Raw genomic sequence first — 23,268 nt, 5'->3', positions numbered from 1 at the left:
ATCGCTCGGGTCGTGGCAAAAAAAACCTGAAACTTGAAACCTGAAACTTGAAACAATTAAAAACCTGAAACAAAAAACATTATGTTACATAAAAACAAAATACCAAACTTAAAAGTAATCGCATTTGATGCCGATGATACTTTATTTGTAAACGAACCTTATTTTCAAGAAACAGAACATAAATTTTGTGCTTTGATGGAAGATTATCTTTCGCATCAAGGTATTTCGCAAGAGTTGTTTAAAATTGAAATAGAGAATCTGCCTTTGTACGGATACGGAATCAAAGGTTACATTCTTTCGATGATTGAAGCTGCGATGAACATTTCAAACAATACAATTCCGATTGAAGTTATCGAAAAGATCATTCAATATGGAAAAGAATTACTTGAAAAACCGATCGAACTTTTAGACGGAGTTGAAGAAACTTTGCAAGCACTTCATGGAAAATACAAACTGGTTGTTGCTACAAAAGGCGATCTTAAAGATCAACACAGTAAATTGCATCGTTCTGGTTTGGGTCATTATTTTCACCATATCGAAGTAATGTCAGACAAACAAAATATTGATTACCAAAAACTGCTTGGTCGTTTAGACATTAAATCACATGAATTTCTAATGATTGGAAACTCATTAAAATCAGATGTTCTGCCTGTTTTAGAAATTGGAGGATATGCCGTTCATATACCGTTTCATACTACTTGGGAACACGAAAAAATTAATCATAAAATAGAACATGAACATTTTAGTTCATTCGAAAACATAACTGAAGTACTTCAGAACTTACTATAATGAAAACACTTTTAGATCTAGAAAACTGGAACAGAAAAGAGCATTTTGCACACTTTAAGCAAATGGAAGAACCATTTTTTGGTGTAACCGTAGAAATTGATTGTACAAAAGCGTATCAAACTGCAAAAGAATTAAATGTTTCTTTTTTTATTTACTATTTACACAAAACATTAGTTGCTGTAAATTCAGTAGAAAATTTTAAATATAGAATTGCCGATGATAAAATTTACATCAATGATCATATCGATGCGTCGGCAACAATTGGAAGAGAAGACGGCACGTTCGGATTTTCATTAATTGAATTCAATCCAGATTTTAATTTGTTCAAAGAAAATGCTTTGGCCGAAATTGAACGCATTCAAAACACAACGGGTCTTTTTACAAGATCATTTGATGATGACAATTTGATTCATTTCTCGGCTATTCCGTGGATAAATTTCACATCAATTTCGCATGCCAGAAGTTACACGTTTCCAGACAGCTGTCCGAAGATTTCTTTTGGAAAAATGATAACTTCTGAAACCGGAAAACGAACAATCTCAATGTCTGTACACGTTCACCATGCTTTAATGGATGGTTTACATGTAGGACAATTTATAGATCGCTTTGAAGAGGAAATGAATAAAAGATAGTTTTTCTTCAAGCTTATTTTGTTCTGCTGCTTTTAAAACGAACAAACAAAATGCGATAAAAAAACTCCAAATAAATTTAAAAGCCCTAAAAGATCTTTTTAGGGCTTTTTTTTATCTTCTTCCAAAGAGAAAGTACAATTATGAAAGATCATTTTCGTTTCGGAATAGAAAATTTATTTCATTAAATTTGGAATGATTTTTGTCTCAGAATACTCATGAAAAAAATATTACTTTTCCTTGTTTTACTCCCTAACTCGATACTGCTAAGTCAAACAGTATTAAATAGTTTTCCTTTAAATCTAAGTAATCCGCTAGAAAATGGTCAGAGCTTAAATATAGAGGATGTAAAAACTAATGAGATATATGTATTTGCCTCAGACAATAGTAATATCAATATTTTAAAATACAATAAATCTCTATTTCTAAGAGGTCAGTTTACTGATTCGATAAAAAGTGCTCAAAATAGAATTTTGCTGGGTAGCAGTTTAAGTGAAGATGGAAATCCATCGCTTTATTGGAGCTCTCCCGATTATAAAAACTTAAGAATTATTAAGTATTACTTTGATACAAAAACTTCTAAAACTTTAACTTTTGATTTTGGTTCTTACAATTCTTATGTCATAAATCATTTTCAAAAAGACAATTCGTTTTATGTTTTAGCAAAAGAAATAAAAGAACCGCATTTACTTCTTTTTGAATTTAAAAATGGAAAATGCGAAATAAAAATGTTTGATTTTTCAGGAATTTTATTTCAAAATAAAAATGACCAGCGCTTTTCTTTCAGTACAATTTTGCAATATTTTCCAATAGAAAAAATGGAATATAATAACTTTAATCCACTGGACAAAAGTGTAAGCAAAAACAAAATGTATGTTTTAGATGACCACATTCTTCTAACTTTAGATTATAATACCAAAAAAACACAAGTTTTAGATCTTAATCTGGCAACTCAAGAAGTAGCCGAGAAAAACTACGATCAGCCTTTATCTAAAAAGCCTTCTAAAACTTCAAATTCGTTTTATAACGACAACAAGTTATTTCAAATCAGCAGCAATAACGACGAATTTTTATTTGATGTAAAAGACTTGTCTACAGGCAAATCTGTTAAAACAGTTTCTATTTCAAAAAAGGATACTATAAGCTTTAAGAACTCTCCGCTGTTTATTCAAAATAACGGATACAAGCCACAGGAAATTACTACTACAGCCAAATTTCTAAAACAATTGTCTGCTTTAAATTCTGGAGTTACGGTTTTTAAAAACAAAGAAAATAGTTTTATCACCTTTGGCGGATATATAGAATATCAAGTCTCGCCTACGCCGCGTTTTAATTACAGTGAAAATGATTCTTTCTTTGGATTTGAAGATTACAGTAATTATCCCGCTTATACACAAAGCCGAATGGTTTACTTTGATTCGATGCTGAATCCTAATTATGAGTTTATAAACAATCAACAAACTGAGCCTTTGGCTATTGATAATATATTTTATTTTTTAGGCAGAAGTAAAAACATTATTCTAGAGAACATCATTAAACTAAAAGACTATTCGCTTTTAGGTTATTATGACCTGGGAACAAAACAATATGTAATTCGTAAATTTACCGATGGTTTTATGCGTGAAGACTCCGGAAATCCTATTAGTAATAAAGCCGTTTTTTCGAAAAATTTCCCTGTAAATAAGCCTTAATTTTAGTGTAAATTAATCCAAATGCGCCATGTTTTCTCGGTTTCGAAAAAATGGAATGAATTATTTTTTCTAACTTTACAAAAAAGACATCATTATGCTATCAAAAAATATTGAAACGGCTTTAAACAAGCAAATTCGCATAGAAGCAGAATCTTCGCAAACTTATCTTTCTATGGCTTGCTGGGCTGAAGTACACGGATTAGAGGGAATCGCTCAATTTATGTACACACAATCAGATGAAGAGCGTGCACATATGCTAAAATTAGTAAAATATGTAAACGAACGCGGAGGACACGCTAATATTACAGATCTAAAAGCACCAAAAACAAGCTATTCTACTTTTAAAGAAATGTTTGAGGAGCTTTATAATCATGAACTTTTTGTTTCTAAATCTATCAATGAGTTAGTACACATCACTTTTGAAGAAAAAGATTATGCAACACATAATTTCTTACAATGGTATGTTTCTGAACAAATCGAAGAAGAAGCAACTGCTAAATCAATTTTAGATAAAATAAACTTAATTGGAGACGATAAAGGCGGACTTTACTTGTTTGACCGTGATATTCAGCAATTAACAGTTTCGAGCTCAATCGCAATCAATCCAAAATAAAAAAAGTTAAAGTTTATTTAGAATACTTAAAAATAACTTTTTTGCTATATATTTGTCTCTGTTTTTATAATACAGAGGAAAATTGGGCAAGAAAGAAAAAGACAAGGACAAAAAAAAGGATAAAAAGAAAAAGAAGAATAAAGCTATCCTTGAGAACATTAAGAAGTTAGAAAACTGTAAATCTTCTTGTTGTGAGAAATACAAAAAAAGTGAAAAGAAACGTTGTTCACGTTGTCCGATGTTTGATTTATTCAAAAAAACTGCTTAACGATATATAGAAAACCCACCAATAGATTTGGTGGGTTTTTAATTTTAAAGTAAATTCATAATCTGATTTTAAAAACGCGTTCAAAACTAAATATGGAAAATCACATAACTATACCAAAATCCAGCCTTGATTTTTTGTCTCACCTTAAAGAAAACAACAACAAACCTTGGTTCGATGCACATAAACCAGAATACTTAAAAGAATTAAATCATATTGAAACTTTTGCAGGCGCGTTATTACAGGAACTTTCTAAAACTGATCTTATAGAAACGGCTTCTGGCAAAAAAAGCGTGTACAGAATTTATCGTGATATTCGTTTTTCTAAAGACAAAACTCCTTTCAAAACCTTTTGGGGAGGCAGTTTTACACGAGCAACAAATGAAAGACGTGGCGGTTATTATTTTCATATCGAGAAAGGAAATACTTTTGTAGGCGGCGGATTTTGGGGCCCCAATACAGCAGATTTAAAACGCATAAGAAGTGAATTTGGACACGACTCAGAATCGTTTAGAACGATATTGAACTCCAAATCCTTTGTTTCTACCTTTGGAACTTTACAAGGCGAACAGCTTAAAACAGCACCAAAAGGTTTTGACACAACCCATGAAGCTATTGATTTACTGCGTTACAAACAGTTTTTAGTTCTTAAACGCTTTACAGATGATGAAGTTTTGAGCCCTCAGTTTTTAGAACAAGCTTTACAAACTTTCAAGAACATGAGACCTTTTTTAGATTATATGAGCGAAGTATTAACAACTGATACAAATGGCGCTTCGATTCTATAATTTCATAAAAAAACCTAACATGTTTTAAAAACATGTTAGGTTTAATTTTATTCTGTTGCTTAAAAGATTATTTGCTAAGCAGTAAAATTTCATTTACGATAACTTCAGTAACATATCTTTTCTCTCCGTTTTTATCGTCATAACTTCTGTGAGTTAATTTGCCTTCGACAGCAACCTCTTTTCCTTTTACAACAAACTTTTCAATGATTTCGGCAGTTTTTCCCCATGCTGTTACTCGATGCCATTCTGTTTTTTCTACTTTATCACCTTGCTCATTTTTGTAGGTTTCATTTGTAGCGATCGTTAAATGTGCAACTTTTTTACCTGTTTCTAACGTTTTAATTTCTGGATCATTTCCTACGTTACCAATTAATTGTACTCTGTTTCTCATTGCATTCATGGCTTTTACTTTTTTAAATGTTCATATAAAGAATTCGTTGATCAAATTCAACAAGGCAAAGATGCGATCGACTGCAAAAAATATTCGGTTGTAAACTAATTACTTTCGGTTGTAAATATTTGTAAACGTTTGTAAGTGGGAATCTTTTTGTATATTTGAGATAAATCCTACGATATGCAAGCAGAAATCAAAAAAGTAGAACTACGAAATTTAGCTCTTGAAGATTACAAACAATTGAAAAACTCAATGGTTGAAGCGTATCCTGAAATGGCCAATTCGTATTGGAGATCTAGTGATATCAAAAAATTACTTTCGATATTTCCCGAAGGACAATTAGTCATCCTTGTCGATGGTATAGTTGTTGGATCGGCATTATCGCTTATTGTTGATGAAAAACTAGTGGATAAAAGACACAACTACAAACAAATAATTGGCGATTATACGTTTTCAACTCACAATCCTAATGGAGAAATTTTGTATGGAATTGATGTTTTTATTCATCCCAACTATCGAGGTCTTCGTTTGGGCCGACGTCTTTATGATGCTCGAAAGGAACTTTGTGAACAGCTTAATTTAAAAGCCATTGTATTTGCCGGTAGAATTCCAAACTACAATCAATACGCCAAAAAATTATCTCCAAAAAACTATATCGAAAAAGTTAAAGATAAAGAACTGCATGATCCTGTACTTTCTTTTCAGCTCAGCAATGATTTTCATGTATTGCGAATCATCAAAAATTATTTAGAAGGCGACGAAGAATCAAAAGAATTTGCTGTTTTACTAGAATGGAATAATGTTTACTATGATGAAAGTCCGAGACTTATAAATCTCGAAAAAAGTGTTATCAGACTAGGATTGATTCAATGGCAGATGCGTCAGTTAAACAATGTTGAAGCTCTTTTTGAACAGGCGGAATTTTTTATAGATGTTGTTTCGGGTTACGGAAGTGATTTTGCACTGTTTCCAGAGCTTTTTATTGCACCTTTAATGGCCGATTTTAATCATTTATCAGAAGCCGAAGCAATTAGAGAACTAGCGCGTCATTCAGATCCAATTCGAAAGCGTTTTCAGGAATTTGCCATTTCATATAATATCAATATTATAACTGGAAGCATGCCGCACTTAGAAAATGGTAATTTATACAATGTTGGTTTTTTATGTAAAAGAGATGGTACTTCAGAGATGTATTCGAAAATTCATATCACACCAAATGAAGTACAACATTGGGGAATGAAAGGCGGTTCTGAATTTAAAACCTATGATACGGATTGTGGTAAAATTGGTATTTTAATTTGTTATGATGTCGAATTCCCAGAACTTTCTAGACTATTAGCAGATGAAGGAATGAATATTTTATTTGTTCCGTTTTTGACCGATACTCAAAATGCATACACTCGTGTAAAACACTGTTCGCAGGCGCGTGCTATTGAAAATGAGTGTTATGTTGCTATTGCAGGCTGCGTTGGCAATCTTCCGAAGGTAAATAATATGGACATTCAATATGCACAGGCTTCTGTGTTTACGCCTTCAGATTTTGCTTTTCCTAGTAATGGAATTAAAGCGGAAGCAACGCCAAATACTGAAATGACATTGATTGTAGATGTTGACTTAAATCTGCTTAAAGAGCTTCATGAACATGGAAGCGTACGAATTCTAAAAGACAGAAGAACAGATTTGTACGAAACTAAAAAAGTAAATTAATGAAAACGTGTCTCGAATGTTCTGAAAAACTCTTTGGCAGAGAAGACAAAAAATTCTGCTCAGACAGCTGCCGAAACGCCTACAACAATAAAATAAATAAAGACAGCAACAATTATATGCGTAATGTAAACAATAAATTACGAAAAAATTACCGTATTTTGTCTGAGCTAAATACTGATGGAAAATCGAAAGCAACAAAAGACAAAATGATTAATAAAGGTTTTGATTTTGATTTCTTTACCAATATCTTGCTGACCAAAACAGGAAATACCTACTATTTCCTATACGACCAAGGATATCGCTCTTTGGACAATGATTATTATATGCTTGTTAAAAAAGAAATTTAGTTTAATACTCATCATGAAAAAAAACCCAGCCTCAATTCTGGCAGTAGTCTGCATTTTAACCATATTAGGTATCATTTATGCCGCAATGATGCCGCAATGGCTGTCAAAAAATGATGAAGCTCTTGCCGATTTTTCAACTGAAAGAGCCTTCAATCAAGTGCAGATTATCGCTCAAAAACCACATTATGTTGGGTCAACAAATCATGAATTAGTAGCAAACTATCTTAAGCTTGAACTTAATCGAATTGGTTTAGAAACGAGTGTTCAAGAAGGTTTTACACTAAACGACAAAGGTCTTTTAGTAAAATCAAAAAACATTTTAGCCCGTATTAAGGGTACAAATAATACTAAAGCACTTTTACTTTTATCGCATTACGACAGTGCTCCGCACTCTTTTTCAAAAGGAGCAAGTGATGATGCATCGGGCGTAGCTACAATTCTAGAAGGAATTCGTGCTTTTTTATACTCTAAACAGCCTCAAAAAAATGACATTATTATTCTTTTTTCAGATGCTGAAGAATTAGGTTTAAATGGTGCCGCACTTTTTGTAAACAAACATCCTTGGGCCAAAGATGTTGGTCTAGTTTTAAACTTTGAAGCTAGAGGAACTTCAGGACCAAGTTATATGTTAATGGAAACAAACAAAGGCAATCAAACGCTTGTTGAAGAATTTTCGAAAGCAAAAACTGCTTATCCTGTTTCTAACTCGTTAATGTACAGCATCTATAAAATGCTGCCAAATGATACTGATTTAACTGTTTTTAGAGAGCAGGGAAATATTCAAGGATTCAACTTTGCTTTTATCGACGGGCATTACAATTATCATACGCAGCAAGATGATATTCACCATTTAAGCAAAACAACACTTGCGCATCAAGGCTCTTATTTAATGCCTTTGCTAAAATACTTTTCAAACACAGATTTAAACAAAACTTCTTCATCAGAGGATAATGTCTATTTCAATGTTCCATTTTCGTTTATAAGCTATCCTTTTTCATGGGTTGCTCCAATGACTCTAATTGCTTTAGGTTTATTGATTATTCTTATTTTCATTGGAAAAGCAAAACGTATAATTACTTTTAGAGAAATATTCAAAGGGTTTGTTCCGCTTTTAGGATCTATAATTACGGCTGGATTAGTTACTTTTTTAGGTTGGAAAATTATCTTAGAAATCTATCCGCAATATTCTGATTTACTAAACGGATTCACTTATAATGGTCACGCTTATATTGGAGCATTTGTAACGCTTAGCATTGCTATTTGTTTCGCCTTTTATCATCATTTTTCAGATGCAAAAGCAACTATGAATCATTTTGCGGCTCCTTTATTGCTTTGGATTATTATAAATGCCTTTTTAGCAAACAGCTTAACTGGTGCAGGATTTTTAATTATTCCTGTTTATTTTGGAATATTGTCATTCGCAATCTACGTTTTTACTCAATATTCAGGATTAGGTTTAAACTTGATTTTTAGTATTCCTGCATTGGCAATTGTAGCACCATTTATTGTGATGTTCCCAATTGGTTTGGGCTTAAAAATACTTTTTGGAAGCGCAGTTCTAACCGTTCTTCTTTTCGGATTATTGCTTCCTGTTTTTAATTCTTTCCTAAAAAAAGGTATTTGGCTTATCGTTTTCTTTGTCTGCTCGATCGGGTTTTTCGTTTACGCAGGCTATCATTCAGGATATGAACCAGGAAAAGCAAAATCAAACAGTTTGTTATACATATACAATGCAAACTCAAATTCTGCTATGTGGGCTACTTACGATGTAAATCTAGATGATTGGACAAAAGCTTATCTAGGAGAAAAAAACCAAAAAGCTCCTGGATTAAATAATCTTCCTTTAAGCAGTAAATACAGCTCTGGTTTTACATACAGCGCAATTGCTCCAGTTGTCGATGTGCCAAAACCAACTATTTCTTTCATAAAAGACAGCGTTGTGGGCAATAATCGATATTTAAAAATTAAAATTACTCCTAATCGAAAAGTAAACCGCTACGATATTTATGCTAACCCAAAAATGACATTTTACAACTTTAAGGCAAATGGAGTTTCGACTTCTGGAGAAAAAGGAAATCGTTTAGAACGAGAAGGAATGCGTCTTTTATGTTACTATGTTGTGGGCAATGAGCCTCTAGTTTTAGATTTCTACATTAACAAATCGTCTATTTTTGATATGGATTTAATTGAGAGTTCTTTTGATTTGTTAGCAAATCCATTACTTAAAATCAAACCAAGAAGCAATTGGATGATGCCGACTCCTTTTGTTTTAAATGATGCGGTTTTAATACAACAAAAAATAAAACGATATACACCTCCTCCTGCACCAGTTTTACCGCCGGCAGCAGCTGTGAAAGATTCTACCATAATTGCAAAAGACAGTTTAAAACCGGTTATTAAACAACAATAGTTTATTATGGTGACGAATATTTCAAGGAATCGTTTAGGAGCTGTTTAGTAAAAGCCACAAGGTGATAAAAATCCTATACTTTAAAGTTTAAAAACTTTAGTCGAAAATTAAATCTCAGGGCAGACTTTTAAATTAAGTACTGCCCTGTTTTTTTTTAGAAATTATCTATACTCGATCTTTGGTTCTTCTTGCAAACATTCTGAAACAATCGTAAGGCAGTCATGAAAAAGTCTTTTATAAGTTTTAACTTTGAGCTTTTTCAACTTTGAATCTTTACATGAAAATGGCAAAAATAAGTATATTAGGCTGTGGCTGGCTGGGTTTACCTCTGGCTAAAAAACTAATTGAAACAGGAAATTCCGTAAAAGGATCAACAACTTCCGAACATAAGCTTTCTATTTTAGAAAATGCCAGTATAAATCCTTTTTTAGTTACCGTTGAAAGCGAGGAAATCTCAGAAAGCATAAACAATTTTCTAGACGGAAGTGAAATTTTAATTATTGATATTCCGCCCAAATTAAGAGAAAATAACTCTGCATCTTCCGATAAAACTTTTGTCAAAAAAATCGAAAACCTAATTCCTTTTATAGAAAATAAAGCAATCAAAAAAGTGCTTTTTGTAAGCTCAACTTCTGTATATGGCGATGAAAACAGTTTAATTACAGAAGAAACAAACCCAAATCCAGAAACCGAAAGCGGTCGTCAATTGCTTTTGGCAGAGCAGATTCTTCAAAAAAATCAAAACTTCGAAACCACAATACTTCGTTTCGGCGGATTAATTGGAGCTGACAGACAACCTGTAAAGTTCTTAGCCGGAAAAGAAAATCTTAAAAACGCAGATGCGCCGGTAAATCTTATTCATCAAAATGACTGCATTGGCATAATTGAAACAATCATCACACAATCAAAATGGAATGAAGTTTTTAATGCCGCGGCTCCTTTTCACCCTTCGCGAAAAGAATATTACACTCAAAAAGCAAAAGAATTGAATTTAGTTTTGCCAATATTCAGTTCTGAAAAATCAGATACAAAAAAGACTATTTCAAGCGAAAAAATTGAAAACGAATTAAACTATCAATTTAAACTGGAGAATTATTAAAGACGACGAATGTCAGGCTGAGCGAAGTCGAAGTCCTTTTGTTTTCATAAGCCTTCGACTTCGCTCAGAGTGACAATAGTGTAAATTTTACGAACTTTAGTAAAACGAACAAAAACTTAAATTACTTACATAAAATCTTATATGGTTAAAAAAAACTTTGCGAACTTTGCGATATACCTTTGCACCTTTGGAGTAAAAAAATCATGGAAACAGTTTACATTAATTCACCTTTAGGAATCACCAAAATTATTGGAGATGAACATGGTGTTTCAGTAATTTCAGTTTCAGATATTGACAGCAATGAGATTTCTAAAACAATTCCAGACGTTTTGCAGGAAGCTGTTTTGCAGCTCCAAGAATATTTTGAAGGGAAAAGAACCGATTTTGATCTAAAACTAAATCCAAAAGGCACCGAGTTTCAACAAAAAGTATGGAAATCATTACTTGAAATTCCGTATGGAAAAACAGTAAGTTATATGGATCAAACCAAAAAATTAGGTGATATAAAAGCGATTCGCGCAGTGGCTTCGGCAAATGGAAAGAACCCGCTTTGGATTGTAGTTCCTTGTCATCGTGTTATTGGCACAAATGGTTCTTTAACAGGTTATGCAGGCGGATTATCTCGTAAAAAATGGCTTCTTGAACACGAAAGCCCATCTTTACAACAAAGCTTATTTTAAGTTTTTTTGCCACATATTTCACAAATTGACACGAATTAAAAACATTTTAAATTCAGTTTCATAAAACTACTCGAAATCATACTATATTTCTTATCATAAAATCAAAATTGTTTACATTTATATTCATAAAAAATTAGTGTAATTCGCCACAAAATTATGATTGAAAAAATAAACCTCAACAACATTCTCTTTCTTGATATTGAAACCGTTCCAGAAGAAGAAAATTTCAATTCGCTTGATGCAGAAATGCAATTACTTTGGGATCATAAAACGCAATATCAGCGAAAAGACGATTTTACTCCAGAAGAATTTTACGATCGTGCCGGAATTTGGGCCGAATTTGGAAAAATCGTCTGTATATCTGTCGGTTATTTTACAATTAAAGGTGATATACGTAATTTTAGAGTGACTTCTTTTTTTGGAGAAGAGAAAAAAATCTTGAAAGACTTTAATAATTTATTAAACAATCATTTCAACCAGCCACAGCATCTTTTGTGCGGACACAATGCAAAAGAATTTGACATTCCGTTTCTAGCTCGCCGAATGATTATCAACCAAATTGCAATTCCAGACAAACTGAACTTGTTTGGTAAAAAGCCTTGGGAAATTGCGCATTTAGATACTTTAGAATTATGGAAGTTTGGCGATTATAAACATTTTACATCTTTAAAATTACTAACTAAAATTCTAGGCGTTCCATCGCCAAAAGGAGATATTGACGGCAGTCAAGTTGCTCATGTGTTTTATGTAGAAAAAGATATTGATCGAATTGTAACGTATTGTGAAAAAGATACTATTGCCGTTGCACAGATTTTTCTCCGTCTGCGTCGCGAAGATTTATTGATTGACGATGAAATTATTCATGTCTAATTTTTTAAGATTCAGAGACACAAAGGACCAGAGGTGCAAAGTTTAAATTTATTAGAATTTTGATATTTTAAAAATGACACATTCAGAAATTTCTCACTATCGTCTTGTTTCTCAAAAACTTTACAAAACAACTAAATGTTCTCCACAAGAAATTGTACAATATTTAGGTGCGATGCAAGCTCAAGATTATGCCATGGCAAAATGGGCTGTGGGATCTCGATGTGATGCATCTGAAAAGGAAATTGAAGAAGCTTTAGATTCTGGCAAGATTATCAGAACCCATATTTTAAGACCTACGTGGCATTTAGTTTCGGCAGACGATATTTATTGGATGCTGGATCTTTCGGCACCACAGGTAAAAAAATTCACCGCTTCAGCCACAAAGAAATATGGTTTTGATTCCAAAAAACTAGATCAGATTAATACTTCGATTGAAAAATTATTGGCTAGAAACAATCATTTGACACGAGATGAAATAATGCAGGAATTAGGCATTAAAAAAACTTCCAAAGAAGATTTTCTAAGTGCCGCAATTATGATGAATGCAGAACTCGATGGTTTGGTTTGTAATGGAAAAATGAATGGCAGACAAATTACATACGCACTTCTTGAAGAACGTGTTGAACGACCAAATACTAAGCTTACAAAAGAAGAAGGCTTAGTAAAATTAGCAAAACGTTATTTCGAAAGTCATGGCCCGGCAACTTTACTAGATTTCTCGTGGTGGTCTGGTTTTTCACCAACAGTCTGCAAAATTGCAATTCATTCAATCGCATCAGAATTGAATTCAGTTGAAATTGAAAATCAAACTTATTGGTTTGGTTCTGATGTTTCTAATGAGAATATTTTCCGCGAAAGCGTACATTTTCTTCCTGCTTTTGATGAAATTCTCATTTCGTATAAAACTCGTGAAGCTTCAATTTTATTAGAACATCAAGCTAAAGCCTTTACCAATAACGGTATTTTTAAACCCATAATTATGGAAAACGGAAAGGTTATTGGAACATGGAAAAGAACGATCAAAAAAGATCACGCAAAAATTGAAACACAATTTTTTAGTGAAATCAAAAGCGCAAAAAAAGAACTGCTTTTGAAAGAAATTAAAGCTTTTGAAAATTATCTCGAGACCAAAATTATCATTGAATAAATCAAAATTTCACTAAATGATTATTACTTGTGAGAGATACTTCATCTTTCGATTATAAAATCTTTGTGCATATTATCCCTAAATAATTACATTTACAAAAAAAATTAGCATTATGGTATTAAGCAGATTCTGGTTAGTGATTTTTATTTCTTCGATTGTCTTTATTGTAGTAAGTTTATTTACTGTCAATACTTATACTATTGATTCTGTCTTAAATGGAAAGAAAGATGATCCGATTTTAGTTTCAGAAAAATACATTGAACAACTTCCTGCTTTTATCAAAGACAGCATTAAAAAAGCGCCAGATCAAACGATGATTATCAATCGTGATACGCTTAATGCTGACACAACTTATGTTTATAAAAACAAAACAGTAAAAATTTTCAGCGGTCTTCAAAAATCTGATGGTTTACTTCCAACTTGTAAAACTACTTTACTTGATTTAATTCTGCCTCTTATGGCTTATCTAGCCTTTTTCTGCGGATTAATGGAGCTTTTAATTGTTTCTGGAGCATCTGGAAGACTGGCTAAAGTATTAAGTCCTGTATTTGTAAAGGTGTTTCCGAGTATTCCTAAAAATCATCCCTCAATATCTTATATGACTTTAAACTTTGCTGCTAATTTCTTAGGATTAGATTCGGCTGCAACTCCATTTGGACTTAAGGCCATGGAAAGTTTACAGGAAATAAACCCCGACAAAGACAAGGCGAGCGATGCTCAAATTATGTTTATGTGTCTTCACGCTTCTGGGTTAACATTAATTGCGACTTCAATTATTGGATATCGCGCAGCGGCTAATGCAACAAATCCAGCGGATGTTATGCTGCCTTGTATCATTACATCTTTTATTGGCACAATTGCAGCCTTTTTAATTGTGGGAATTAAACAAAAAATCAACTTTAAAAGTGCTTCTCTTTTAATTGTATTAATGGGATTAATAGCAGCAATTGTTGGTTTACTGATGTATGTAAATCATTTAGATTTAATTGGAAAAAACTACTTTACTTCTAACCTTTCTGGTTTGATATTGATTGCAATTATCGCTTTTACTTTGATTTTTTCATTCATTCACGAGAAAAAATTTACGGATGCCAATACAACCGTTTTTGAAACATTTGTAGTTGGAGCAAACAATGGTGTAAAAACTGGTGTTACGATTTTTCCTTATGTATTGGGTATGTTAGTTGCTATTTCTTTATTTAGAAACAGTGGTTTATTTGAAATTATAAGTAATGGAATTGCCTTTATATTCTCGAATATGGGTGTGAGTAAAGAAATTACCAATGCTTTGCCTGTAGCAATGCTTCGTCCATTTAGCTCAGCGGGATCTCGAGGATTTTTAATTGATTCGATGAATACTTTTGGAGCAGATTCATTGACGGCCAGATTAAGCAGTATTTTTCAATGCAGCGCCGAAAGTACTTTTTATGTAATCGCTGTTTATTTTGGGTCTGTAAATATCAAAAACACACGTTACGCTTTAGGAACAATGCTTTTGGTTGATTTGATTTGTGTGATTACGGCAATTTTTGTGGCTACTTGGTTTTTTTAACTAATTGATCCTACATCTTGTTTAAACTGGACTGAAGTCCAGCCCTACAATATTGTTCGTGCTCTCGCACTTTTCTTGATTTTGAAAAACCAATTTATTCTGTATAAGCTGGACTTCAGTCCAGCCTTACAATATTGTTTGTTCTTAAATCAGTTTTTTTAATTCCGAAGGAATGATTTATTTTGTAGAGCTGGACTTCAGTCCAGTTTAAAATAAATTTGAGATTGAATCAATAAGTTTGTAAGGTATTTTGTATTATTTTAGCAATTAAAATTATTACAGCGATATGTCCAATACCTTTCATCAAGTTTATATTCAGGCCGTTTTTGCAGTTAAATATAGAGAAGCGCTTATTACCGTTGAATGTAAATCAAAAATATTAGGTGTTATTGGAAATCTAATCAATGAAACTGGATGCAAAACAATAATTGTAAATGGAACAGAAGATCATGTTCATTGTTTCTTCGGCTTAAAGCCAACCGTTTCTATCTCTGAATTAATGAAAATTGTAAAAGGAAAATCTTCAAAATACATTAATGATAATCAATTAACAATTTCTAGATTTGAATGGCAGGAAGGCTATGGCGCTTTTTCCTATAGTCAGTCTCATATTGATGCTGTTTATAAATACATCAAAAATCAAGAAGAACACCATAAAAAACAAAATTTTAAAGATGAATACTTTTCTTTCTTGGAAAAATTCAACGTCAAATTTGAACAAAAACATGTTTTTCAAAACTTAATATAATTTGAATCTAAAATCATTGTAAACTGGACGGAAGTCCGGCTCTATAAATATGAATTGAGCCTTTGGCTTATTCTGTTGGAATGAGTTTAAATATATTGAAACTATAACTTTACTTAAAAAGGAACATTTAAAATAATATCGATTTAAAATAATGAAACCACAAGCTCTTTTATTTTTATTGCTTTTAATAAGCTGCCAAAAACCAAAATCTGAAAATCAACTTACGAGTACAACTGCGGAACCTAAAACTGAAACAGCTTCTGTAAAAGAACATTTTCTAAAAACAGATACTATTTCAATTGCTGAGGGAGAAGAAACCTCAAAAAGCAATTTTATTTTGGCGCATCTTCTAAATCAAACGGCAGATAAAGACAGCATTGTAACTGCAAAATACCGTCTTGATTTTTATGTGAACAAAACTAAAGTTACCGATTCACAAATTTCAATTAAAGGCGTTGATAAAGGATCTGAATGGGGAGCAAGATATGGATTAAGTTCGACAGCTTCCAAAAATTCTCCTTTTGTTCAAATTACTTTTGGGTATCCTGCCTGCAGTTATAGTCAAAATAATTATTTGTTTTATTTAAAAAACAGAGACTTACAACTGGTTCATGAATGGGATTCTATGGTCGATGGCGGTTGGGGAAGCTGGGTTGAGTTTGACAATCCTAATGCAAAATCTAATCCAGAGTCTTTTTATTGTAAAACCGTAACCTATTTCCCTGAAGACGATAATGATGATATGGGAACTGTTTCACATTCTGACTCAATTGCTTTTCGATTAAACGGAAATAAATGGAAAAAGGAATTAGTTTCTGTCAGAGACAAGGTTTATTTCGAGAAAAAAGTGCCTTTTGACGAATTTCACAAACGAGAATAAACACCCAAAAACAACTCTTATTCAAATTCTTTCTTAGGTAAATAATTTCTAACTTTGTAAAAAACAAAGCAATGATTGATTTTATATACCAAGATCCTTATCCTATTTTAAAGGATGATACGCAATACCGCAAAATCACTTCTGATTTTGTAAAAGTGGAACAATTTGGAGAACGTGAAGTTCTTACCGTTGACCCAAAAGGTTTAGAGTTATTGGCTGAAGAAGCTTTAACTGATGTTTCGTTTATGCTTAGAACGACGCATTTACAGAAATTAAGAAAAATCCTTGACGATCCTGAAGCTACAGATAATGATCGTTTTGTGGCTTACAATTTGCTTCAAAATGCTTCGGTTGCTGCCGAAGGACAGTTGCCAAGCTGCCAAGATACCGGAACTGCAATTGTAATGGCAAAAAAAGGTGAAAGCATTTTTACTGGTGTTGATGATGCAGAGTGGTTAAGTAAAGGAATTTTTAATACCTATCAAAAACGTAATTTACGTTATTCGCAGATCGTTCCAATTTCGATGTTTGAAGAAAAAAACTCAGGTTCAAATCTTCCGGCTCAAATTGATATTTATGCTAAAAAAGGAGCTTCTTATGAGTTCTTATTTATGGCTAAAGGCGGAGGTTCAGCAAATAAAACGTATTTATACCAACAAACTAAATCTTTATTAAACGATAAATCTTTAGATGCTTTTATCCGTGCAAAAATTAAAGATTTAGGAACTTCAGCTTGTCCGCCATACCATTTAGCTTTGGTTATTGGAGGAACTTCTGCTGAAGCGAATTTAAGTGCTGTTAAAAAAGCTTCTGCTGGATATTATGACCATTTACCAACTTCAGGAAATATGGCTGGTCAAGCGTTTCGTGATCATGAATGGGAAGAACGTGTACAGCAAATTTGCCAGGAAAGTGCTATTGGCGCTCAGTTTGGAGGAAAATATTTCACGCATGATGTTCGTGTAATTCGTTTACCTCGTCACGCTGCTTCTTGTCCAGTTGGATTAGGAGTTTCTTGTTCTGCAGATAGAAATATCAAAGGAAAAATTACGAAAGACGGAATTTTTGTTGAGCAATTAGAAGTGAATCCAAAACAATTTTTACCAGAAACAGCTCCACATTTAGAAGCTCCGGTTGAAATTGATTTGAATCAGCCAATGGCAGATATGCTTGCAAAACTATCTCAATATCCTATCAAAACACGTTTAAAGTTAAACGGAACTGTAATTGTAGCGCGTGATATTGCACATGCTAAAATTAAAGAAATGCTTGAAGAAGGAAAACCAATGCCGGAATACTTTAAAAATCACCCTGTTTATTATGCTGGACCAGCAAAAACACCAGAAGGAATGCCTTCAGGAAGTTTTGGACCAACTACGGCGGGACGTATGGACGTTTATGTTGATGAATTCCAAAAACATGGCGGAAGCATGATTATGCTTGCAAAGGGAAATCGAACTAAACAGGTTACGGATGCTTGTCATAAATACGGTGGATTCTATCTAGGTTCTATCGGCGGACCGGCAGCTATTTTGGCTCAAGATAATATCCTAAAAGTTGAAGTTGTTGATTTTGAAGAATTAGGAATGGAAGCGGTTAGAAAAATTACCGTTAAAGATTTCCCAGCTTTTATTATCACTGATGATAAAGGAAATGACTTCTTTGAAAATTTATAGTTTTTTTTTAGATGCTAAGGAACTATGGTTCTGAGCTCCTAAGATTTTAAATAAAAGAACCGCCAATTGGCGGTTTCTTTTTTACTATAACTTAAAGGTGTGTACCCTTTTATGATTTTCTTTAGTGACTTTGAGCCTTTGCAACTTTGGATCTTTGAGCCTAAAACTAAGCACTTTTATCTTCTTTTTCGAAAGCTATAAAATGAGAAATTTTGCCTTTTAGATTATAAACAGGTATTGCATCAATGCTGCACTTGTATACTTTTCCGTCTTTTTTATAGTTTTCAAGGGTTTTATTGAACGGAACTTGCTGTTTTATGGCTTCTCTTATTTCATTTAAAACAACTTTTGATGTGGCTGGTCCTTGAAACATTTTTGGTGTTTTTCCTAAAACCTCATCTTCTGTATAACCAGTCATTTTTTTAATTCCATTTGAAGCGAAAATGATTTTCAAATTTAGATCTGTAACCAAAACAACTTCGTTTGTGATGCGTTCTTCAATATCAAAGTTTTCCTGATTCCAAACGAACTGATTGGAGATTTTATTCATTCTTTTTAAATCTGCAAGAAATAATTTCAGTTCTCTAAAATACTCACAATGAAAATCCCATGCTAAAATAGGAACTGAATTACGATCCGAAGCTTCCTCAGATAAGTTTGTTTTCATGCTTAGATATTTGATTTTATCAAAATTTCAATTCAAATATAAGAAGAAAATTCATCACAAATAAAGAAACAAAAACAATTTTAATCAATTATTAATCTTCTTAAAACGAAAACTTTAACTGTACAACAACTGCTTTTTTTTCTTCGGTATTTAAATTATTTAAAGAAATCCCCAGTAGTCGCACTGAATCTTTCATTTTTTCTTGATATAGTAATTCTTCAACAATTTCAATAATTAAACTTTTATCTGAAATAAAATAAGGCAGTGTTTTACTTCTAGTTTGCTGTGTAAAATCGCTGTATTTTATTTTTAGTGTAACTGTTTTTCCTGAAATATTATGCTTTTTCAACCGCCTTTCTAGTGAAGCGGCAATTTTTTCAAGCTGCTCCAGCATAAAAATTTCAGATGACAAGTTAACATCAAAAGTATGTTCGGCCGCGACAGACTTAGTTATACGAGATGCTTTTACTTCGCTGTTATGAATTCCTCGAACAACATGGTAATAAAAAGTCCCTGACTTGCCAAAATGTTTTTCAAGAAACTCCAGCGATTTGTTTTTTAAATCTAATCCTGTAAAAATGCCCAACTGATACATTTTTTCTGTTGTGACTTTTCCCACACCATAAAACTTCCGAATAGGCAGTTCTTCTAGAAAACTCAAAATTTCATCCGGATTTACCGTTTTTTGCCCGTTTGGCTTGTTGACATCACTGGCAATTTTAGCAACAAATTTATTAACTGAAATTCCAGCCGAAGCGGTTAGACCAACTTCATTTAAAATCCTAAATCGAATTTCTTGTGCCAATAAACTTGCACTGGGATTTCCTTTTTTATTTTGAGTAACATCGAGATAAGCTTCGTCCAGCGAAAGCGGTTCAACTAAATCTGTGTATTCATGAAAGATCTTATGAATTTTACTAGAGATTTCTCTATATCGATCAAATCTTAAAGGAACAAAGATAATATCTGGACAGTATTTCTTGGCCAAAACTCCGCTTATCGCACTTCTAACTCCAAACTTTCGAGCTTCATAACTTGCCGCAGAAACCACTCCTCTATTCTCTGAACCTCCAACTGCCACAGGTTTTCCTCTCAGCATCGGATTGTCCATCTGCTCGACAGAAGCATAAAAAGCATCCATATCAATATGAATAATTTTTCGATATGTTGACGAGTCTGACATGATGCAAATTTAAACAGGAAACCTATAACTAGAGAGCTTCTACTGTTATAAATAGTATCAATTTTTAAAGATTAACAACTAAATGATTCCAAACAAATCATTTTAATTATTTTTGTAGTTAATACCCGAAATTTTTTAAAATGCGAACATTTGTTATAGGCGACATACACGGAGGATTACTCGCACTTGAGCAAGTGATGAAAAAAGCTCAAGTTACTACAAAAGATACTCTTATATTTTTAGGTGATTATGTTGACGGCTGGAGTCAGTCAGCAGAAGTGATTGATTATTTGATTGATCTAAAAAGCAAACAAAACTGCATCTGCATTAGAGGAAATCACGATCAATTGGCTCTTGAATGGCTTGAAAACAGACATGATGACCTTGATGAAGAAATGTGGTACAAACATGGCGGAAGAGCTACTGTTGAAGGTTACGCTAAAGTATCTGAAGAAAAAAAGAAAACACATATTGCTTTTTTAGAAGCACTTAAGGATTATTATTTAGATGATCAAAATCGTCTATTTGTACATGCTGGTTTTACTAATTTAAACGGTGTTGTTTGGGAATACTTTCCGAAACTTTTTTATTGGGATAGAACATTATGGGAAACCGCGCTTTCATTAGATCCAAACTTAAAACCAGATGATTTGTACTATCCTAAGCGTTTTACAGTTTATAAAGAAATCTATATTGGGCATACTCCTGTTACCAGAATTGGACAGACTGTTCCTGTACAAAGGGCTTGTGTTTGGAATGTTGACACTGGTGCTGCTTTCAAAGGTCCGTTGACAATTATGGACATTGATACTAAAGAATTCTGGCAGAGTGATCCGCTGAACGAATTATATTCCGATGAAAAAGGTAGGAATTAGCACCTAAAAAATTAAATTTGCACTCAATAATTAATATTTAAGTTTTATGAAAAAGGTTATTACATTTTTGTTTTTAGTAACATTTGGGTTTACTCAGGCGCAGCAGGCTTTTAAAGGAAAAGGAGATATCAAAGTAAACGTTGGTGCTAATATACAAGATGGAGGTTCAGGAATTCAAGGGTCTGTAGATTTTGGTTTAGGAGAAAATTTCTCTTTTGGTTTTGTTGCCAATTATTTACTTGGTGTAGATAATTTTACTGGCTTTTACCATAACAATCCAACTCCTTACAACGATTACAAACCAGATTTTCAAGATCGTTTTGATGCTAAAGCAAGAATTAATGCTAATTTAAGCAGTGTTATTGGTGTAGAACAATTAGATGTTTATCCAGGTTTAAGCCTAGGATTACATAATTTTGGAGGTCACATTGGAGGACGTTATTTCTTTACAGATGGTTTTGGAGTTTTTACTGAAATTGGATTTCCAATTGCAAAATACGGAAGTAATGATGGTGTTTTTGATCACTTAAATAATCAAACGACTTTTAGCTTAGGGGCTTCTTTCAATTTAGATTAAGCTTTTAAGTTCCATAGGCTCAAAGTGGCAAAGGGACAAAGTTTTTAAAAAGAAAAAAACCGCCTTATTGGCGGTTTTTTTCTTTTATATACTTTGCACCTCTGCGTCTTTGCGAGATTAAGGAGCGTTACAATAAAGTATCATGTACCTTTCGATTTAAAATCTAAATTGCCATTTCAGGAATTTCTCCTTCAATAATCAAATCAGCTTCCGTTGAAGCAATGATATGCTCGACAGAAACGCCTGGCGCTCGTTCTAAGAGCTTAAAACCTTTTTCTGTTACTTCGAGAACCGCCAACTCAGTTACAACCTTTTTAACGCATCCTACGCCAGTTAATGGCAAAGTACATTTTTTTAGTATTTTTGATTCTCCTGCTTTATTCACATGCATCATAGCAACGATGATATTTTCGGCGGAAGCTACTAAATCCATTGCGCCTCCCATTCCTTTTACCATTTTACCTGGAATTTTCCAGTTTGCAATATCTCCATTTTCCGAAACTTCCATTGCACCCAAAATAGTTAAATCAACTTTTTGACTGCGTATCATTCCGAAACTAAAAGCGGAGTCGAAAAAACTCGCACCTGGAAGTGTTGTTATAGTTTGTTTTCCTGCATTGATAATATCTGCATCTTCTTCACCTTCAAACGGAAAAGGTCCCATACCGAGAACGCCGTTTTCACTTTGAAATTCAACTGCAATATCTTCCCTAACATAATTTGCAACCAAGGTCGGAATCCCAATTCCTAGATTCACAAAATACCTGTCTTTTACTTCTTTCGCAATTCGTTTTGCGATATCTTCTTTACTAAGTCCCATAATAATGTGTCAATTTGGAAATTAGACAATTAGATAATGCCAAACGTTGCACTATCTTAATAATTATCTAATTATCACATTTTCTAATTATCTAATTCTAACAGTGCGCTGCTCGATTCTTTTTTCAAATTTTTCACCTTGAAAGATACGCTGTACCATAATTCCGGGAATGTGAATTTGATTTGGATCTAAAGTTCCAACTGGAACTAATTCTTCAACCTCTGCAATTGTAATTTTCCCTGCACCCGCCATACAAGCATTGAAGTTTCTGGCCGTTCCTTTAAAAATCAAATTTCCAGCTTCGTCACCTTTCCATGCTTTTACAATGGCAAAGTCAGCTTTAAAAGCTTCTTCCATAATGTGCATTTTACCGTTGAATTCGCGCACTTCTTTTCCTTCAGCAACTTCGGTTCCGTAACCAGCAGGCGTAAAGAAAGCAGGAATTCCAGCTTGTGCTGCACGACAGCGTTCTGCTAAAGTTCCTTGCGGAGTTAACTCTACTTCCAATTCTCCCGAAAGCATCTGACGCTCGAACTCAGCATTTTCTCCCACATAAGATGAAATCATTTTTTTGATTTGTTTTTTCTGCAAAAGCAATCCTAAACCAAAATCATCAACTCCGGCATTGTTCGAAATACAAGTTAAATCTGAAATTGTAGTTTCTACTAAAGCCGCAATAGTATTTTCAGGAATACCACATAGACCAAAACCGCCAAACATAATTGTCATTCCAGTTTTTATTCCATCAATTGCTTCCTGAACATTATTTACTTTTTTTGTTATCATAACAAAGGGTCTTTATTATCGTATATTTTTGATAAAAATAAGATTTTTAGATTAATTTATATCGATTTCGTAAAA

At 33.0% G+C, this 23,268-nt stretch carries 23 protein-coding genes; 18 read left to right on the top strand and 5 right to left on the bottom strand.

The genetic code is table 11. The annotated features are described in order from the left end of the window. Positions 1–81 precede the first annotated feature (81 nt). The 5 genes from B0A81_RS10780 (at position 82) to B0A81_RS10755 (ending at position 4,775) form a co-directional block, all read left to right on the top strand. The gene (locus B0A81_RS10780; RefSeq protein ID WP_089058047.1) at positions 82–789 is read left to right on the top strand and encodes an HAD family hydrolase; all 708 of its coding nucleotides are present in this window, start codon (positions 82–84) and stop codon (positions 787–789) included. Further along, positions 789–1,421: a chloramphenicol acetyltransferase gene (locus B0A81_RS10775; RefSeq protein ID WP_089058046.1), complete on the top strand. Its 633-nt coding sequence runs from the start codon at positions 789–791 to the stop codon at positions 1,419–1,421. Before B0A81_RS10780 ends, B0A81_RS10775 begins: the two co-directional genes overlap by 1 nt. Positions 1,422–1,636: 215 nt before the next feature. Next, positions 1,637–3,109: a hypothetical protein gene (locus tag B0A81_RS10770; protein WP_089058045.1), complete on the top strand. Its 1,473-nt coding sequence runs from the start codon at positions 1,637–1,639 to the stop codon at positions 3,107–3,109. Positions 3,110–3,203: 94 nt separating this feature from the next. Then, a complete protein-coding gene (locus B0A81_RS10765; protein WP_089058044.1) occupies positions 3,204–3,722 on the top strand; it encodes a ferritin in 519 nt (172 codons plus the stop codon). A 360-nt stretch (positions 3,723–4,082) separates the two neighbouring features. Beyond that, on the top strand, positions 4,083–4,775 hold the full coding sequence (locus tag B0A81_RS10755; RefSeq protein ID WP_089058043.1) for a DUF2461 domain-containing protein: 693 nt from the start codon (positions 4,083–4,085) through the stop codon (positions 4,773–4,775). Positions 4,776–4,842: 67 nt separating this feature from the next. On the opposite strand, the gene B0A81_RS10750 is transcribed toward B0A81_RS10755, so the two are convergent. Further along, positions 4,843–5,175, bottom strand: coding sequence for a single-stranded DNA-binding protein (locus B0A81_RS10750; RefSeq protein WP_089058042.1), 333 nt, complete (start codon positions 5,173–5,175; stop codon positions 4,843–4,845). A gap of 174 nt (positions 5,176–5,349) precedes the next feature. Between B0A81_RS10750 and B0A81_RS10745 the strand changes: the two genes are divergently transcribed. The 11 genes from B0A81_RS10745 to B0A81_RS10695 all read left to right on the top strand — a co-directional run bounded on the left by B0A81_RS10745 (position 5,350) and on the right by B0A81_RS10695 (position 18,285). After that, positions 5,350–6,876 (top strand): bifunctional GNAT family N-acetyltransferase/carbon-nitrogen hydrolase family protein, encoded by a 1,527-nt coding sequence (locus B0A81_RS10745; protein WP_089058041.1) that lies wholly within the window; start codon positions 5,350–5,352, stop codon positions 6,874–6,876. Next, positions 6,876–7,223, top strand: a complete 348-nt coding sequence (locus B0A81_RS10740; RefSeq protein WP_089058040.1) for a hypothetical protein — start codon at positions 6,876–6,878, stop codon at positions 7,221–7,223. Before B0A81_RS10745 ends, B0A81_RS10740 begins: the two co-directional genes overlap by 1 nt. Before the next feature lie 13 nt (positions 7,224–7,236). After that, complete coding sequence (locus B0A81_RS10735) at positions 7,237–9,633, top strand: M28 family peptidase (protein WP_089058039.1); 2,397 nt, start codon at positions 7,237–7,239, stop codon at positions 9,631–9,633. A gap of 283 nt (positions 9,634–9,916) precedes the next feature. Then, a complete protein-coding gene (locus tag B0A81_RS10730; protein ID WP_089058048.1) occupies positions 9,917–10,732 on the top strand; it encodes an SDR family oxidoreductase in 816 nt (271 codons plus the stop codon). A 203-nt stretch (positions 10,733–10,935) separates the two neighbouring features. Next, complete coding sequence (locus tag B0A81_RS10725; protein WP_089058038.1) at positions 10,936–11,412, top strand: methylated-DNA--[protein]-cysteine S-methyltransferase; 477 nt, start codon at positions 10,936–10,938, stop codon at positions 11,410–11,412. A 156-nt stretch (positions 11,413–11,568) separates the two neighbouring features. After that, positions 11,569–12,282, top strand: a complete 714-nt coding sequence (locus tag B0A81_RS10720) for a 3'-5' exonuclease (RefSeq protein ID WP_089058037.1) — start codon at positions 11,569–11,571, stop codon at positions 12,280–12,282. 73 nt (positions 12,283–12,355) lie between these two features. After that, the gene (locus tag B0A81_RS10715) at positions 12,356–13,429 is read left to right on the top strand and encodes a winged helix DNA-binding domain-containing protein (RefSeq protein WP_089058036.1); all 1,074 of its coding nucleotides are present in this window, start codon (positions 12,356–12,358) and stop codon (positions 13,427–13,429) included. A gap of 112 nt (positions 13,430–13,541) precedes the next feature. Continuing rightward, the gene (locus B0A81_RS10710) at positions 13,542–14,981 is read left to right on the top strand and encodes a nucleoside recognition domain-containing protein (RefSeq protein ID WP_089058035.1); all 1,440 of its coding nucleotides are present in this window, start codon (positions 13,542–13,544) and stop codon (positions 14,979–14,981) included. Positions 14,982–15,267: 286 nt separating this feature from the next. Next, positions 15,268–15,729, top strand: a complete 462-nt coding sequence (gene tnpA, locus B0A81_RS10705; protein WP_089058034.1) for an IS200/IS605 family transposase — start codon at positions 15,268–15,270, stop codon at positions 15,727–15,729. A 151-nt stretch (positions 15,730–15,880) separates the two neighbouring features. Further along, positions 15,881–16,609, top strand: coding sequence for a hypothetical protein (locus B0A81_RS10700; protein WP_089058033.1), 729 nt, complete (start codon positions 15,881–15,883; stop codon positions 16,607–16,609). 71 nt (positions 16,610–16,680) lie between these two features. Then, positions 16,681–18,285, top strand: coding sequence for a fumarate hydratase (locus B0A81_RS10695; protein WP_089058032.1), 1,605 nt, complete (start codon positions 16,681–16,683; stop codon positions 18,283–18,285). A 166-nt stretch (positions 18,286–18,451) separates the two neighbouring features. On the opposite strand, the gene B0A81_RS10690 is transcribed toward B0A81_RS10695, so the two are convergent. Then, the gene (locus tag B0A81_RS10690) at positions 18,452–18,952 is read right to left on the bottom strand and encodes a PAS domain-containing protein (RefSeq protein WP_089058031.1); all 501 of its coding nucleotides are present in this window, start codon (positions 18,950–18,952) and stop codon (positions 18,452–18,454) included. 100 nt (positions 18,953–19,052) lie between these two features. Next, entirely contained in the window at positions 19,053–20,135 is a 1,083-nt protein-coding gene (gene dinB, locus B0A81_RS10685) for a DNA polymerase IV (protein ID WP_089058030.1), read from the bottom strand. Between the two features lie 140 nt (positions 20,136–20,275). Here dinB and B0A81_RS10680 point away from each other — a divergent pair, with 140 nt between their 5' ends. Both B0A81_RS10680 and B0A81_RS10675 read left to right on the top strand, forming a co-directional pair. After that, positions 20,276–21,010 (top strand): metallophosphoesterase family protein, encoded by a 735-nt coding sequence (locus B0A81_RS10680; RefSeq protein ID WP_089058029.1) that lies wholly within the window; start codon positions 20,276–20,278, stop codon positions 21,008–21,010. A gap of 46 nt (positions 21,011–21,056) precedes the next feature. Next, positions 21,057–21,587, top strand: coding sequence for a DUF6646 family protein (locus B0A81_RS10675; protein ID WP_089058028.1), 531 nt, complete (start codon positions 21,057–21,059; stop codon positions 21,585–21,587). A gap of 163 nt (positions 21,588–21,750) precedes the next feature. Here the strand turns inward: B0A81_RS10675 and B0A81_RS10670 are convergent, their stop codons facing one another. After that, a complete protein-coding gene (locus B0A81_RS10670; RefSeq protein WP_089058027.1) occupies positions 21,751–22,407 on the bottom strand; it encodes a CoA transferase subunit B in 657 nt (218 codons plus the stop codon). 87 nt (positions 22,408–22,494) lie between these two features. Next, entirely contained in the window at positions 22,495–23,193 is a 699-nt protein-coding gene (locus B0A81_RS10665) for a CoA transferase subunit A (protein ID WP_089058026.1), read from the bottom strand. Between the last annotated feature and the right edge of the window lie 75 nt (positions 23,194–23,268).

The sequence above is a fragment of the Flavobacterium plurextorum genome, from assembly GCF_002217395.1.
In the GTDB taxonomy this organism is placed as follows: domain Bacteria; phylum Bacteroidota; class Bacteroidia; order Flavobacteriales; family Flavobacteriaceae; genus Flavobacterium; species Flavobacterium plurextorum.
This window is presented reverse-complemented; position numbering and strand designations above follow the sequence as displayed.

Excerpts from the sequence above, each read along its gene's own strand:
- B0A81_RS10780 (WP_089058047.1), top strand. The coding sequence starts at position 82 with ATGTTACATAAAAACAAAATACCAAACTTAAAAGTAATCGCATTTGAT.
- B0A81_RS10775 (WP_089058046.1), top strand. The coding sequence starts at position 789 with ATGAAAACACTTTTAGATCTAGAAAACTGGAACAGAAAAGAGCATTTT.
- B0A81_RS10770 (WP_089058045.1), top strand. The coding sequence starts at position 1,637 with ATGAAAAAAATATTACTTTTCCTTGTTTTACTCCCTAACTCGATACTG.
- B0A81_RS10765 (WP_089058044.1), top strand. The coding sequence starts at position 3,204 with ATGCTATCAAAAAATATTGAAACGGCTTTAAACAAGCAAATTCGCATA.
- B0A81_RS10755 (WP_089058043.1), top strand. The coding sequence starts at position 4,083 with ATGGAAAATCACATAACTATACCAAAATCCAGCCTTGATTTTTTGTCT.
- B0A81_RS10750 (WP_089058042.1), bottom strand. The coding sequence starts at position 5,175 with ATGAATGCAATGAGAAACAGAGTACAATTAATTGGTAACGTAGGAAAT.
- B0A81_RS10745 (WP_089058041.1), top strand. The coding sequence starts at position 5,350 with ATGCAAGCAGAAATCAAAAAAGTAGAACTACGAAATTTAGCTCTTGAA.
- B0A81_RS10740 (WP_089058040.1), top strand. The coding sequence starts at position 6,876 with ATGAAAACGTGTCTCGAATGTTCTGAAAAACTCTTTGGCAGAGAAGAC.
- B0A81_RS10735 (WP_089058039.1), top strand. The coding sequence starts at position 7,237 with ATGAAAAAAAACCCAGCCTCAATTCTGGCAGTAGTCTGCATTTTAACC.
- B0A81_RS10730 (WP_089058048.1), top strand. The coding sequence starts at position 9,917 with ATGGCAAAAATAAGTATATTAGGCTGTGGCTGGCTGGGTTTACCTCTG.
- B0A81_RS10725 (WP_089058038.1), top strand. The coding sequence starts at position 10,936 with ATGGAAACAGTTTACATTAATTCACCTTTAGGAATCACCAAAATTATT.
- B0A81_RS10720 (WP_089058037.1), top strand. The coding sequence starts at position 11,569 with ATGATTGAAAAAATAAACCTCAACAACATTCTCTTTCTTGATATTGAA.
- B0A81_RS10715 (WP_089058036.1), top strand. The coding sequence starts at position 12,356 with ATGACACATTCAGAAATTTCTCACTATCGTCTTGTTTCTCAAAAACTT.
- B0A81_RS10710 (WP_089058035.1), top strand. The coding sequence starts at position 13,542 with ATGGTATTAAGCAGATTCTGGTTAGTGATTTTTATTTCTTCGATTGTC.
- tnpA (WP_089058034.1), top strand. The coding sequence starts at position 15,268 with ATGTCCAATACCTTTCATCAAGTTTATATTCAGGCCGTTTTTGCAGTT.
- B0A81_RS10700 (WP_089058033.1), top strand. The coding sequence starts at position 15,881 with ATGAAACCACAAGCTCTTTTATTTTTATTGCTTTTAATAAGCTGCCAA.
- B0A81_RS10695 (WP_089058032.1), top strand. The coding sequence starts at position 16,681 with ATGATTGATTTTATATACCAAGATCCTTATCCTATTTTAAAGGATGAT.
- B0A81_RS10690 (WP_089058031.1), bottom strand. The coding sequence starts at position 18,952 with ATGAAAACAAACTTATCTGAGGAAGCTTCGGATCGTAATTCAGTTCCT.
- dinB (WP_089058030.1), bottom strand. The coding sequence starts at position 20,135 with ATGTCAGACTCGTCAACATATCGAAAAATTATTCATATTGATATGGAT.
- B0A81_RS10680 (WP_089058029.1), top strand. The coding sequence starts at position 20,276 with ATGCGAACATTTGTTATAGGCGACATACACGGAGGATTACTCGCACTT.
- B0A81_RS10675 (WP_089058028.1), top strand. The coding sequence starts at position 21,057 with ATGAAAAAGGTTATTACATTTTTGTTTTTAGTAACATTTGGGTTTACT.
- B0A81_RS10670 (WP_089058027.1), bottom strand. The coding sequence starts at position 22,407 with ATGGGACTTAGTAAAGAAGATATCGCAAAACGAATTGCGAAAGAAGTA.
- B0A81_RS10665 (WP_089058026.1), bottom strand. The coding sequence starts at position 23,193 with ATGATAACAAAAAAAGTAAATAATGTTCAGGAAGCAATTGATGGAATA.